Annotated in this window: 15 protein-coding genes; 10 read left to right on the top strand and 5 right to left on the bottom strand. The window is 62.6% G+C overall.

The window, feature by feature from the left end; genetic code table 11:
* Positions 1-442: 442 nt before the first annotated feature.
* Entirely contained in the window at positions 443-1,606 is a 1,164-nt protein-coding gene (locus IQ35_RS03225) for an IS110 family RNA-guided transposase (protein WP_145071953.1), read from the bottom strand.
* 209 nt (positions 1,607-1,815) lie between these two features.
* Here IQ35_RS03225 and IQ35_RS03215 point away from each other — a divergent pair, with 209 nt between their 5' ends.
* The 8 genes from IQ35_RS03215 (at position 1,816) to IQ35_RS03180 (ending at position 8,758) form a co-directional block, all read left to right on the top strand.
* Positions 1,816-2,730, top strand: coding sequence for a GGDEF domain-containing protein (locus IQ35_RS03215; protein WP_145071951.1), 915 nt, complete (start codon positions 1,816-1,818; stop codon positions 2,728-2,730).
* Positions 2,727-2,915, top strand: coding sequence for a hypothetical protein (locus IQ35_RS03210; protein WP_145071950.1), 189 nt, complete (start codon positions 2,727-2,729; stop codon positions 2,913-2,915). Before IQ35_RS03215 ends, IQ35_RS03210 begins: the two co-directional genes overlap by 4 nt.
* A 516-nt stretch (positions 2,916-3,431) precedes the next feature.
* Positions 3,432-3,956 carry a nucleoside/nucleotide kinase family protein gene (locus IQ35_RS03205; protein WP_199739905.1) on the top strand — a complete coding sequence of 175 codons (525 nt, stop codon included), beginning with the start codon at positions 3,432-3,434 and terminating at the stop codon, positions 3,954-3,956.
* 107 nt (positions 3,957-4,063) lie between these two features.
* Positions 4,064-4,849, top strand: a complete 786-nt coding sequence (locus tag IQ35_RS03200) for a nucleoside/nucleotide kinase family protein (protein ID WP_145071948.1) — start codon at positions 4,064-4,066, stop codon at positions 4,847-4,849.
* Between the two features lie 168 nt (positions 4,850-5,017).
* A complete protein-coding gene (locus IQ35_RS03195; protein WP_236614788.1) occupies positions 5,018-5,674 on the top strand; it encodes a nucleoside/nucleotide kinase family protein in 657 nt (218 codons plus the stop codon).
* Positions 5,671-7,005, top strand: a complete 1,335-nt coding sequence (locus tag IQ35_RS03190; protein WP_145071947.1) for a lipopolysaccharide biosynthesis protein — start codon at positions 5,671-5,673, stop codon at positions 7,003-7,005. The genes IQ35_RS03195 and IQ35_RS03190 overlap by 4 nt, the downstream gene beginning before the upstream one ends.
* A complete protein-coding gene (locus IQ35_RS03185; protein WP_145071946.1) occupies positions 7,002-7,883 on the top strand; it encodes a hypothetical protein in 882 nt (293 codons plus the stop codon). Before IQ35_RS03190 ends, IQ35_RS03185 begins: the two co-directional genes overlap by 4 nt.
* Positions 7,880-8,758 carry a glucosamine inositolphosphorylceramide transferase family protein gene (locus tag IQ35_RS03180; RefSeq protein ID WP_199739904.1) on the top strand — a complete coding sequence of 293 codons (879 nt, stop codon included), beginning with the start codon at positions 7,880-7,882 and terminating at the stop codon, positions 8,756-8,758. The genes IQ35_RS03185 and IQ35_RS03180 overlap by 4 nt, the downstream gene beginning before the upstream one ends.
* Here IQ35_RS03180 and IQ35_RS03175 read toward each other — a convergent pair.
* From IQ35_RS03175 to IQ35_RS03160, 4 genes are all read right to left on the bottom strand, one after another.
* Positions 8,755-9,840: a glycosyltransferase gene (locus IQ35_RS03175; protein ID WP_145071945.1), complete on the bottom strand. Its 1,086-nt coding sequence runs from the start codon at positions 9,838-9,840 to the stop codon at positions 8,755-8,757. The genes IQ35_RS03180 and IQ35_RS03175 overlap by 4 nt on opposite strands.
* Positions 9,841-9,871: 31 nt before the next feature.
* Entirely contained in the window at positions 9,872-10,543 is a 672-nt protein-coding gene (locus tag IQ35_RS03170) for a DedA family protein (protein WP_145071944.1), read from the bottom strand.
* Entirely contained in the window at positions 10,540-11,256 is a 717-nt protein-coding gene (locus IQ35_RS03165) for an anti-sigma factor family protein (protein ID WP_145071943.1), read from the bottom strand. Before IQ35_RS03165 ends, IQ35_RS03170 begins: the two co-directional genes overlap by 4 nt.
* Positions 11,257-11,585: 329 nt before the next feature.
* On the bottom strand, positions 11,586-12,245 hold the full coding sequence (locus IQ35_RS03160; protein ID WP_021245911.1) for a GntR family transcriptional regulator: 660 nt from the start codon (positions 12,243-12,245) through the stop codon (positions 11,586-11,588).
* 65 nt (positions 12,246-12,310) lie between these two features.
* On the opposite strand from IQ35_RS03160, the gene IQ35_RS03155 reads away from it, so the two are divergent.
* The gene (locus IQ35_RS03155) at positions 12,311-13,069 is read left to right on the top strand and encodes an SDR family NAD(P)-dependent oxidoreductase (protein WP_145071942.1); all 759 of its coding nucleotides are present in this window, start codon (positions 12,311-12,313) and stop codon (positions 13,067-13,069) included.
* A gap of 11 nt (positions 13,070-13,080) precedes the next feature.
* Positions 13,081-13,788, top strand: a complete 708-nt coding sequence (locus IQ35_RS03150; protein WP_021245913.1) for a CoA transferase subunit A — start codon at positions 13,081-13,083, stop codon at positions 13,786-13,788.

Raw genomic sequence — 13,788 nt, 5'->3', positions numbered from 1 at the left:
GAGTGAGTCTCCGTCATATTGCCGTCGCGAACGTCGCGTAAACGATCCAGGATTCCGCCGTCACTGAGACGGACTTTGCCGCCGCCAACTTTTGTTGGTTTTCTTAAAGGTTTCGCGCTAGCGTCATCCCTGCCTGCGGAGACGCGGGTGGAGGCGTCGAAACCTCCTGCAAAGAGAGCCGGTCGAGCTTATCGACCGGGTGGCGGACGCGCATGTCCAAGGCCACCCGGCCCAAAGTCTCTTCGCGGTCGGGCGTTTGTCGTGGCCGTTGGGCCGATCGCCTGCCGCAGTATGGGCATTCACTAGCAAAGGGTGGAGCTTCAACAAGCGTCACGAGGTTGTCACCACCTCACCTTTAGACCCGAAGTCTCCGATCCCTCCGCCTCCCGGGAGGACTGTTTCGCCGCCATTGTGCGAGCGAACCTGGTGTGAACCTGCGCGCTCAGGCCGGCAGCCGGCTCTGCATCAGCGCCCGGTGCGCCGGCACGTCGGCCGCCTTGGCCATGAAGTGGGTGCCGTCACGCCACAGACTGAACATGATGATCGCCAGCTTCCGTGCCAGCGCGACCTTCGCCTTGTTGAAGCCGATCCGCTTGCTGAGCTTGAGGCCCCAGTCCTTGAGCGTGCTGAACGACCGGGTGTTCGACAGCATGACGGTCGCGGCGCCGACCAGATGCGTGCGGGTGAGCTGGTTGCCCATCTTGCTGATGCCGCCATGCGTCAGGCTCTCGCCCGACTGGTAGACGCGCGGGGTCAGGCCCAGATAGGCGGCCACATCGTCGACATGCCGGAAGCGCGTCGGGTCCTCGATCGCGCTGTAGAACGATACGGCGGTGATCGTGCCGACGCCGGGGATCTCCATGAACCGCCTGCAGACCGGGTTCGACGCGGCCAGCAGTTCCAGCTCGCGCTCGATGCGGTTGGCCTCGACGTAGAAGCCTTCGCACAGATCGAGCAGCGGCAGGACCCGTGGTCGCAGATCGACGCCTTCAGTGTCGGCGATGAGGCACATCTGGTCGATGGCGCGGCTGCGATAGCTCGCCGCGGTTTCGGTCCCACCCTCGATCCGTCCGCCGTAGACCCGCACCAGGCCGCGGATCATCGCCTCGGTCTCGCGTCGCTGTTTTACGAGGCGGTCGCGCATGGTGAGATAGGCCCTGATCTCGAAGCACAGGTTCGATTTGACATAGACCTCGGTCAGATATTCCCGGCCCGTCCGCGTGATCTCGGCGATGCCGCGTGCGTCGTTCGTGTCGGTCTTGTTCCGCTTGACCGACAACACGCGATGCACCTGGCGCGCATCGAGCACTACAACCTGGACGCCCTGCGCACGCAGCTTGGTCGTCAGATGCGGCGTCAGCCCGCCGCTCTCAATGCCGATCAGCGTCACATGCGATTTGAAGTTCTTGCGCAGATAACGTCCGATCTCGGTGGCGCTGCTCTTCATCGAGACCTGGTGAACAATCGCGCCGTCACAATCGAGAACGCAGACCGCCGTATTCTTGTAGCCGACATCCAGGCCAACCCAAAAGCGCGCCGCCGAAGGATCGGCCTCCGCTCGATCCATCGCCGCCAAATAGGACGGCACCACGATCTTCTTCGACATGACCGACTCCTTTCTTGCCAACATCTGGTCAACAAAGGATACCCTCGCGTCGAAGGCCGGGCAGCAGCTAAGCCACAAGCGTTCGCGCCTGACGATCATCAGGTTTTCTACACCCGGTTCAGTGGCCGGTACGCCTCCTGAAATGGAGACGTGCCGCCGGCTGTCCGGCGCGTGCGGACTGGGGACGTACGGGATCGAGTAGGACGCGCGTGAATAGCCATCTGCCTGTCGGCCGGCTTGCCGGTCATCTGGAATCGCTGACAAGAGAACGGGCCTGGCTCGCGGTCCTCGTCGTGGCATCCGCACTGGCGATTGCGGACAATCATCTTCGCGAAATCGCACTCGCGCCGCTCTACATCCCGATCATATGCGCGGCTTGCTGGACGCTCGGCGAGCGTGCCGGCTATCTCGTGGCATTGCTCACCGCGATCCTCGCCGTTGCGCCGCATTGGGATGATAACATGCGGCATTCCCTGGCGGTGTTGGGCATGCGGACCGGCGTGCATGTCGCCACTTACCTGTTCGTGGCGGCGACCGTCGCCAGTTTCCGGCGGTCGTTCGACAGAGAGCGTTATCTGGCACTGCGCGACCGGACGACCGGGGCGCTCAACAAGGAAGTTTTCCACCATCGCGCCAGGGCCGCGCTCGACGCCGCCGCGCGCGGCGGGCGCACGCTGCTGATCGCGATGCTCGACCTCGACGATTTCAGGAGCATCAACAATGTCCACGGCCATGCCGCCGGCGACGCGGTGTTGTGCGCCTTCGCGCAAGGGGCGGCCGATATCATCCGTCGCGACGACGATTTCGGCCGTATCGGCGGCGATGAGTTCGCTTTCCTGATTTCGGTCCATTCGGCCGAAGACGGCCGCCTGCTCGCCGCAACGCTCCATGCCCGATTGTCGGCGGTGTTGGCCGAAACGCCGTATCCTGTGACGTGCAGCATGGGCGCGCTGGTGATCCCCCCCGACGTCCCGCGCGACGAGGCGATGATGATGCATGGCGCCGACCAGCTCATGTACGCCGTGAAACGCGCCGGCAAGGACGCGGTCGAGATCGGCGAGGCGGGTGCGCCGTCTTCCCTCGCCGCCATTTCATCCACGCCGCTCCGCGAGCGGACCGCATGATGGACGCCGGCTCCATGCGGGACCGCGCGGTCATGTTGATGCGCGAGGCGCTGGAACTGCTGGATGCGGCCGGCGAGAGCGATGCGGCGCTTCACCTTCAATGGGCGCACGATATCGCCGCGCGCGTGCCGGTGTTGCAGCCGGACGACGAAATCGACTTGAAACGATTTCTGGATGAACCCTGACGCTTTCCATCCTCTGTGCGAGCGGCTTCCCGATCACGTCCAGGTTCCAGAGGCGCGCTTCCAGCCATCTTTGCACGGCGACGCGCTTCCCGGCCCACAGTCGGCATTGCTCTGAACGCTCTAACAAGGCGGCTCGCCCACAAATCCCGGCCGGCCGCACGATCCGAAAGGCGAGGGAATAATCCAGAATCCTAAAGCGTATATTCGCTTATGGTTGAGAATTACCCCCATGCATCTCCTATCGTGAACGCCCGAGAGACGTTCCTTGGGAACCACGAAAACGCCCCCCCGGCTACTCAGGCGGTGCCCTGCAAGCGCGAGGCAATTCCACTTGACAGGGTTATCGCCGTCGTCGGTTGCGACGGCGCCGGCAAATCCACGCTGACCGCCGATTTACATGCCCATTTGCAAGATCAATGCCCGACGCAATTCCTGTATCTGGGCCAGGATTCCGGAAATATTCTGCGGAGTATCCTGGGCCTGCCGCTGATCGGCCCGGCAATCGGGCGCTCTCTGGTGCGCAGGAGTCAGCGTGCCCATGGCGATAAGGACAAATCGGCCGCACCCGATGCAATCACCGCCCTCGCCATCCACCTCCTGTCCCGATGGCGGCGCCATAAATTCCGACGAATGCTGGCCCTGAACCGCCGGGGCGTCGTCGTGATCGCCGACCGCTATCCCCAAGCCGAAGCGCCGGGCTTCTATTTCGACGGTCCCGGCCTTGCGGCGAGCGATGCCGGGACGGCGTTTGTCCGATGGCTCGCCGCGCGGGAGCGGCGTCTTTACGAGGATATGGCGCGCTATGTGCCGGCATTGCTCATCCGGCTCAATGTCGACGCCGGGACGGCCCACGCGCGCAAACCCGACCACAAATTTGCGATGTTGCGGGACAAGGTGAGAGTCATTCCCACGCTCGCCTTCAATGGCGCGCGGATTGTCGATCTGGATGGCAATGCGCCCTACGCCGAGGTTTTGCGGGCGGCATTGGCTGCGGTGCGCGAAATCCAAAGGCCGAGCGCCGACTTTGCCGCTCCCGGCTGACGCAAAGGTCCTCAACCCGTTCGAAGGCGACCGCATGGCAGTCAGGCTCCTCATGCGATCGCCGCATTCAACCCGATTTGGCGCACCTCAGCCGTGCGCGGAGACGTATGATGTGGATCAACCAACCGAATGCGACATTCGAGCGCATCGAGCCGAATCCTCCGGATGCCTTCACCCCGGCGCAGAGCGCGGCCGGCCAATCGATCCACCTTCCCGGCATAGTGGCCGTCGTGGGCTGCGATGGTTCCGGCAAGACGCGGCTCGTGAAGGATCTGGTCGCCGCCTTGCGACAGGAGCGGCCGGCCGAACGCCGTTATATGGGTTTGATCTCCGGTGAGACAGGCGACAAGATCAAGCGACTGCCGTTCATCGGAGTGGCCCTCGAACATTATCTCGCGGCCAAGGTCCGGCGGGCGCAGGATATGAAGAAGAAAATTCCCGGCCCCTTCACGGCAACCATAATGTATCTGTTTTCCCTATGGCGCGTCCGGCAGTTGCGCCGCCTGAGAAGGCGGGCCCAAAGCGGTGTGCTGATCATCGCCGAACGCTATCCCCAGGCGGAAATAGCCGGTTTCCATTATGACGGGCCGGGAATCGCCGTCGAGCGCAGCAACAACCGGCTCGTGCGCAAGCTCGCGCAGCGCGAGCAGAAGATATACGATCGCATGGCGGAGCACAGGCCCGCCCTGATCATCCGTTTGGCGATAGACGCGGACACGGCCTACAGCCGCAAATCGGATCATCCCATCGCCGAACTGCGTGACAAGACGGAGAATATGCCGCGGATAAAATATAACGGTTCCAGAATATTCGAGATAGACGCAACGCTTCCTTACGATGCGGTTCTGGCAACGGCATTGAACGCGGTCGGCAGGGTGGCCAGAGCGATTTGACCATTGGGTCGCACCGGCAACGTCCGTCGCTCTTTTCCTATCCCAGGAGGCGTTCATCAGGAGCGCCCCAAGGATTTTCGATCAACAATTTTAGGTCCATCAATGCATCCTTCCCCGTTTCCTCCCATGATCGCCATTGTCGGCTGCGACGGATCGGGGAAGTCCACCATGACGCAAGTGCTGCATGACTGGCTGGCGGAATTCCAGCCGACCGTCATTTGCCACCTTGGCAAGCAAAGCGGCAATATCGGCCGGGCGCTCGCCCGGATGCCGCTTTTCGGCGCCCGGCTGGAGCGCTCGATCTACAGGAAAGCGAAGGCTGCCCAGACCGAGCGGGGGCCGGGCCTTGCAACGGCCATCGGGATCTATGCCTTCACCGTGCGGCGGGAGCGCCGGTTTCGGCGCATGATGAAGCTGCGACGGGCGGGTAATCTGATCATCGCGGACCGCTTTCCCCAGATCGAGGTGCCAGGCCCGATGGATGGGGTGGGACTCGGCAATGCCCGGCCGACCGGGCTGATCGGCTGGCTGGCCCGCAGGGAAAGGCGCAAGTTCGACGTCATGGTGGCCCATCGGCCCGATCTGGTGATCCGCCTCAATGTCAGTCTGCCGGTGGCCCAGGCGCGCAAACCCGATCATCGTCCCACCTCGCTCGCCCGCAAGATCGACGATCTTTCCCGCCTGGCCTTTCAGGGCGCGCCGATCGTCGAACTCGACGCGGACGAACCGCTCCAGAAGGTTGAGGCCAAGGCAAAAGCGGTGATCGCGAAACTGCTGGAGAGCCAATATGGCAGGACAGTCCCTGTAGATTCCCCATCCCGATGAAACACTGGTTTTCCGACGGCGCCTTCCGCGCCATTCTCCGCAATGCCGCCTATCTGGGATCGGGCAAGCTTGGCGGCGCCCTGCTGAGCCTGGTCGCGCTGGCTTGCGCCGGGCACGCGCTTTCCCCGGCCCTGTTCGGAACATTGGCGGTGGTGCAGGCCTATGCCAGCGGCGTCAGCGCGCTGGTCAAGTTCCAGACGTGGCAGTTCATCGTCCGCTTCGGCGCGCCGGCCCTTGTCCGCAACGATGTCGATCGGTTCCGCGACGCCACGCGCTTTTCCTTCGGCCTCGATCTGGCGAGTGGCGCGGTCGGTCTGGTCGCCGGCATGGCGTTGCTACCGTTCCTCGCCCAATGGGTCGGGATAGACGACGGGGATCTCACTCTGGCGCTGCTCTATTGCACGCTCATTCCGATCATGACCGCGGCGACGCCGACAGGCATTTTGCGCACGCTCGACAGGTTCGACCATATTGCCGTTCAGCAGCTCGTCACCCCATTGCTGACTGCCATGGGAAGCATCATTTCCTATGTCGGCGGTCTGGGGTTCGCAGGCTTCGTGATCACCTGGTATGTCGCCGAACTCGTGGGCGACCTGCTGCTCTGGTTCTTCGCGGCCCGGGAACTGAAGCGCCGGGAGATACCACATGCGCTCCGCCCGGGCCTCCTTGCCCCCGCGCGGCGGATCAAGGGCGCATGGGACTTTGTCTGGACGACGAACATCGCCCATTCGATCTGGTCGGCCTGGGGTCCGCTCAGCAATGTCGTCGTCGGGGGGATGCTGGGGCCGGCCGCTGCCGGGCTGTTCAGGATCGCGTCGACCTTCTTCGAATCCGCCGGCAAGCCAGCGAATTTCCTCGAAAAGAGCTTCTATCCGGAGATCATGCGGCTCGATCCGGCCAGCAAACAACCCTGGCAGCTCGCCATTCGCTCCGGATTGCTCGCCGGCGGCATGGGTCTTTTGATGTGCCTGGTGGTGATGATCGGAGGCGAGCCGCTGATTTCGCTGGTCTTTGGCAAACGCTATCTGGGCGCCTTCGACCTGTTGCAGATCATGGCGGTATCGCTGGTGGTTTCCACGGCGAGCTTCCCGCTGGAATCCCTGCTCTATATGGCGGGCCGACAGCGCGCAGCGCTGGTCGCGGAAGGTCTTGCCGCGCTGGGCTATGGGATCATCCTTGTCGCCCTGATCCATGGACTGGGACTGGCGGGGGCGGGCATCGCCTATGTCGGCGGCATGTGCATGAAAGCCCTGTTCACGCTGATCCCGACGCTGACGGTCTATCGGAGGCGGGCGTCGCTCTCCCACCATGGCGAGGCGGCGGCGGCATGACGGCCCCGAGCAATCCCGCATGGGAGACATTCCCGCCCGAGACGCTCCATGCCCTTTTCGAAGCCGTGGAAATCGACGATGTGGTCGATCCCGATGTCGGCCTGCCCGATCCGATCGACCTGCATTGTTCGCGGGAGGAGATGGGGCGCTGCTTCGCGCTGTGCCTGGACTTCTGGAGCGAAGGCGTCCGCAGGAACGATCTGTTGCGATTGGTGAGCACGCTCCTGCGCAAAGGCGATCTCTCCCCTGCCGAGCGCCTGCAATACAAGCATATTCGCGCGAAATATAAACATCTCCGTTTCGCGCTGGTGCTTTACGACGCGCGCCATCGGGTGCCCCCGCTGTTCAGCCTTGCCGTTGCGATCATGGGCCACTTGCAGGATGCGTTCCGCAATGGCCGCCGCGGCGCGGTGACAGGCTATGCCCTGCTGTTGCGCGCGCTGCTCGCAAGGCCCTTCTGGGCCATGGTCAAACGCAGAGCGCGCGCCATCCGCCTCGACACCGCCGATGGCTTCCTGGCTTATCGCAAGACGGAAATTCGCCGCCTGGCAAAGGCGCTGGAGCAGGAAAGGCTGACGGGCCATGAATTTCACACGATGCGAAAGATCGTGAGCCGCCATGTATCCTTCTACGACACGCTTCGTTCGCTTCGGCCCAGCGAGCACCATTATAAAATGTCTCGCTATCTGAGCGCCATCAACGGCCTGATGGGAAGCCGGCATGACGACATGATCGAACAGGCGGTATCGGGACAGCGGGCCTATCGAACGGCGGCCCCGCTGGACGCGGACATATGGCGGAGAGTGGAAGGGCTGGTCGCCCGCTATCCGCTGGGAACGCCGCAATCCCTTCCATCATCGAAAAGCGACGGCCGGTGATCCGGACGGACCTATGGCGCGTGGGCGTCGTCAAGGCGCCGATGGCCGCCATCATCGCCGCCGGGTCGCTGGACGGTTTCGAGATGCTATGGCTGCCGGCGGAAGGGCCGCTCCGGTTCATGGCCGATCCCTTCGGTCTGTGGAAGGATGGCCTGCTCCATATATTTGTCGAAACCTACGATTACCGTACCCGCCACGGCGCGATCGATGTCCTGATCCTCGACGAAAAGCTGAATCTTCTCGCGCGGGAGCCTGCATTGCGGGAACCTTGGCACCTGTCCTATCCGTTCGTCTTCGAAGCGGACGGAGCCATATGGTTGCTCCCCGAAGCCTATAAATCGGGCCGCCTGACGCTTTATCGCGCCACCGAATTTCCCTGGCGCTGGGAAGCGGAGGAGCGGTTCGTCTTCCCGGAGGCGGCGATAGACGCAACGCCCGTCCGCACCGCGAGCGGTTGGCGGATATTCTACACGCCGCCCGGCCCCAAGCCGTGGCGGACAAGCGCGTTGAAACTCGCTCGGGCAGACTGTTTGTTCGGGCCTTGGAAAGTATCGGAAGAAGCCCCGATCCTGCTCGATCGAGGCGGCGCACGGATGGGAGGGACGCCGCTCTGGCAGGATGACAGGCTGCTTCTGCCGACACAGGATTGCCGCAAGACCTATGGCGGGGCGATCGCGATCCGCGAGATGCGCGACGCTGGCGATCCGGCGCCCCAGATCGCGGCTGGTCCCCATATCGCTGCGCCTTGCGCTTTCCATCCCTATGTCGACGGCTTGCACACAATGTCGGCGGCGGGTCCGGTCACGCTGGTGGACGCCAAGCGGACGGTTCGTTCCTTTCGCCATCTCGGGATCAAGATCGCCCGAGCTTTCTAACCGGCCGCGACGATTTCCTCGACCCGGCGAATGACCGCCAGACCCGCCTGCTCGAAAGCGGCCTTGCCATAGGTCCGCCCGATATAGCGTTTCCCCGCCTCGCCCATGCCGGCGAGCCGTTCGGGATCGCCCATCAGCGCTTCGATGGCGGCGGCGCAGGATGGCACCACATCGCCCTCCAGCAACAGGCCGCCCCCGCTGGCGCGAACGCTCTCCCGCAATTCTCCCACGGGCGTGACGAGTACCGGCAATCCGGCCGACATGGCCTCATGCGCGGCCAGGCACATGCCTTCATAGCGCGACGGCTGCACATATAGGTGCCAGGATTGGAGCCAGGGGCGCACGTCGGAAGCCGCGCCGGGCAGGTCCACCATCGGCCGAAGGTCATGGCGGGCGACCAGCCCTTCCAGCCTGGTGCGCTCCGGGCCCTCGCCCACGATCGTCAGGTGGACGCGGTTCGAGAGATCGGGGCGCGACTGCCGCAAGCGCGCCATCGCCTCGACAAGCAGGTCGTAATTCTTCACCGGATGGAGACGGCCGATGCTCCCGATCCGCAGGACTTCCCGTCCATCCCATGGTTCCGGCGGCTGTTCGAACGTCAGTTGCTCGAACAACGGCCATGTCATGACCTTATCGTCCGCCATGCCGAGCTTGCCGGTGAGGAAATCGGCCACGGACGGGGAGTCCGCCACCCATAAGCGGCTCAGGCGCCGCGTAAGGCGCGTATGCAGGCGGATGCTGGCGCTATGTTTCCAGCCGACCACCGGTATGCCCAGCATCGCGCCTGTGACCATTCCGACCAGCCCCGCCGCGCTCAGCGACGTCCAGATCACATCGGAACGCGCGTGTCGGATGAGACGAGTGAAAGCCCGGATCGTCGCCGTTTTGCTCCGGCGCCTGTCGAACAGCAAACGATACGGAATCCCTGCTTCATCCAGCAGCCGGGCGGCCGCCATGTCGCGCGGCTCACATGCCGTCACCTCAACCTCGTGACCGGCCTTGCGCATGACCGCGACGATGCGGGGAACCGCCGCCTCGGCGCCGCCGCTTTCAAGGCTGGTAATCAGATAATGAATCTTCATTCTGCGGGCCCGATGGGATTATCGAACATGATCAGCCCGAAGATTGGCTGCTGAATTTCGGCCTTCTGCCGCTTCCTTGTCGCGGCGACAGGATCAGGCGCGCGGCAACAGCGGCGATCAGAAACGGGACGACGAAAAGCGCGGCGCCCACTGCCAGCATCCGCCATCCGCTCAACATTTCGAGAGGAAGGCTGGCGCCTGCAAGATAGCCGGGCGCGAGCATCGCCGGAATCCACAGGACCGCCGAGAATATATTGGCCATCTGAAAGCAGCGCTGGTCCATCTGCATGACGCCGGCGACCAGCGGGATTGTCGCTCGCACGGGGCCGAAGAAACGGCCGAGGAACACCGAAATGAAGCCGTAGCGCCGAAAGAACAGGCGCGCGCGGGCAATCGAGTGACGATGATTGCGCAGCGGCCAACGCCGGTAGATCGAGGGACCGATCCAGCGGCCCACCAGATAGGAAACCCAATCGCCCAGCGCCGCACCGGCGATTGCCCAGAGCAGCACCGGCGCGGGATCGAGCACGCCCGTCGCGATCAGACCGCCGACTGCGATCATCAGCGCCACGGCAGGCACGAACATACCGATGACGATCAGCGACTCCATAAAGGCCAGCAGTCCGATGACAGGGGCCGCGATTCCGGCATTCGTCGTGATCAGCGCGAGAAGATGTGCCGTCATCGCATCGATGGAGGTCATGTTCTCCAGGAGTCCGCGAGCGCATCGGCCGTAGCGTCGATCTGCTCGGGCTCCCCCTCCCCTGTCAATGCATAGGAAAAGTCGCCCCTGCGCCAATAGGCGACCGATTGCTTGCCGGCGCGCACCGCATCGGGCGCGCGGGGCGCTGAAGAACGCTCACGGATGGCAAGAATGGAAAGGTGGAGGCCTTCCGTCGTCTGCACCGCAATCAACATCGCCGGTCCTGCCGCGGCATCGAGCAGCTCCACATCGGTCACCTGCCAATCCGACGGCAATCGCGGCACAGCGATGCGCGACGCCAGAAACAAGGCGTGGGCCCGGTCGGAAATGGGCTGGTTCGCTGCGATGTTGACACGATCGACAAGCGTTCGATGCGATTGGGCGGCCAGACTGACATAGGCCGGGGGCGCGCTATCGGGTCCAAGCATTGTCACGGTCGTCAGCGCCATGACGATCACCGCGGCAAGACCCAGAGCCGGGCGACGCCAGAAGGGGCGGCTTTCCTTCCGGATCTTCTCAAGGGCATCCGCGAGCGAGCGGGAAGGAGCGACATCTGATCCCATCAGCAACCGCAAGGCGCTGCGGTTACGGAAATCGGCCATCACTTTCGCGGCCAAGTCTGGATTGCGCGAAAGATGATCTTCCACGGCCAGACGACGCGCCAGATCAAGCTCGCCGTCGATATAGGCTTCCATCTCCATATCATCGACCATGTCAGCCGCCATCCTGCCCTCCCACGATTTTCAACCTGTCTGGATCGCGCGCGTCCGAGCGCGTATAACGCCGCATGGACGCCATTTCTTCCACTATATCGGTCGGCTGGAGGTAAGGCATATTTCGTACTTACGCCTCGGAGGGGATTGTTATTCCCTTATCGAACCGGACACACCTCTTTTGAGGCATTTGTCATGGGCTTCCCGATCGACCCGGAAGGTGTAGGTATCATCGGTCATCGCCCCGCCTCATCTGCGGCTGTTCCGTTATCGGCTGTAACGCATCGACTCACATTGGCCACAAGTGCGGGCTTCGATCACCAAGCGCGTTAGAAGCTTTCCATGATGATCGACCGGACATTGGCCACATGGTCGCGGGCAGCGGCCTCCGCCGCTTCCGCATATCCTGCGTTCACCGCTTCAAAAATGGCGCGATAATCGGAAAGGCGGACTTCGCGCAATTTGCGAGTTTGGTGCTGAGAATAGATGATGTGCATCCCGATAGCTGGAAAGAGGCGCTGAAGCTCACGATTCTGCGCGATCGCGAGCAGAGCACGATAGAAATGGCGGCGCGCACGGCTGAAAGCGATCACGTCATGGCTGTTGTGCGCATCTTCCAGTCCGGTCATTGCGATTGCCAGTTCAGGGGCTTGCACGGCGCCCGGCATATGTCGGGCGGCGTATCGAGCAAGAAGGCCCGTCATGACGTCAGCCACATCCAGCACCTCCAGGGTTTCGGCAAGATCAAGCTTCCGCACCATGCTAGACCGGTTGGGCGTAAGCTCTACCACCCCCCTTCCCGCCAGCTGCTGCATGGCTTCGCGCACCGCATTGCGCCCAACACCGAACTGGATCGCCAGATCGGTTTCAACAAGGCGCTGTCCGGGGACGATCCGGCCCTGTTCAAGATCTGCCATCAAACCGAGATAGACTTTCCGCCTGGCGCCGAGCGCGCCCTCAGAAAACTGCTTTTCCACTTCGCCGGTCATTTCAGCTGCCTTGATTGTTCTACAATAATGTACCATGCTATTACTCTACTGTCAGGAGAGCAAACATGGCAACAGACGCTTGGAGGCTGGAAGGGAAACGCGCCCTAGTTACCGGCGCGTCTGGCGGGCTAGGCGCGCATTTCGCGGCCATCCTGGGTTATGCGGGCGCGAGCGTTCTCATTGCAGCCCGTCGCGAGGAGGCTCTGGAGACGCTCGCAAACGACCTTCGCACCGACGGGGTGAAGGTCCAGACGCTCCCCCTGGACATTACCGATAGCGCCCGGGTGATCGAAGCGATAGGCGCGGTCGACCCGATCGACATACTTGTCAACAATGCGGGCATCGTTCGCTCCAACCCTGCGCTGTCGCAGACGGAGGAAGATTGGGACGCCGTCATCGACACCAATTTGAAGGGGATGTTCATCACCGCGCAGGCAGCCGCCAACCGCATGAAAACCAGCGGCAAGGGCGGCTCCATCATCAATGTCGCGTCGATCCTGGGGCTGAGGCAGGCAGGTGGTGTCCTGCCCTACGCCGTGTCGAAGGCAGGCGTGATCCAGATGACCAAGTCCCTTGCGCTGGAAGTCGCGCGTCATGGCATCCGGGTCAACGCTCTCGCGCCGGGTTATCTGGCGACCGATCTCAACCGGGAATTTTTCGAATCGCCCCCCGGGCAGGCAATGATCGGTCGAATCCCCATGCGTCGACTTGGCAATCTGGAGGATCTCGACGGCCCATTGCTGCTGCTCGCCTCCGAAGCATCACGCTATATGAATGGCTCAACCATCGTCGTGGATGGCGGCCATCTCGTCAGCACACTTTAGGAGCCAATCCGATGGTCCAGAAAATCTATGACAATGCACCGCTGGCGCTCGATGGCCTGCTCTTTGACGGCATGGTTATCGCTGCGGGCGGCTTTGGTCTGTGCGGTATTCCGGAAACGCTGATCGACGCCATCGTCGAGAGCGGCGTGACAGGGATCACCGCTATTTCCAACAATGCTGGCGTGGACGATTTTGGCCTGGGCAAGCTACTGAAAACCAGGCAAATTCGTAAGATGATCTCTAGCTATGTCGGCGAGAACAAGGAATTTGAGCGGCAATATCTGTCGGGAGAACTGGAGATCGAATTCTGCCCGCAGGGGACGCTAGCCGAACGGATGCGCGCCGGCGGAGCAGGCATAGCAGGCTTCTACACCCGCACTGGGGTCGGCACGATGATCGCGGAAGGTAAGGAGACCAAATTATTTAATGGCGAAACCTACGTGCTGGAGACTGGTCTGGTCGCTGACCTCGCCATCGTCAAGGCCTGGAAAGGCGACCCCTATGGCAACCTCATCTTCCGCAAATCGGCACGCAACTTCAACCCAATGGCGGCGACATGCGGCAAGGTCACGGTTGCAGAGGTGGAGACGATCGTCGAGCCTGGGGCTTTCGATCCTGACCATGTGCATAGTCCGGGCGTGTTCGTCCAACGGCTGCTCCTCGCCACCCATAATGAAAAGCGCATCGAGCAGCGCACAATAAGGCAGGAGGCCGCCTGA

The sequence above is a fragment of the Sphingobium wenxiniae genome (genome assembly GCF_007830065.1).
Lineage (GTDB): Bacteria > Pseudomonadota > Alphaproteobacteria > Sphingomonadales > Sphingomonadaceae > Sphingobium > Sphingobium wenxiniae.
This window is presented reverse-complemented; position numbering and strand designations above follow the sequence as displayed.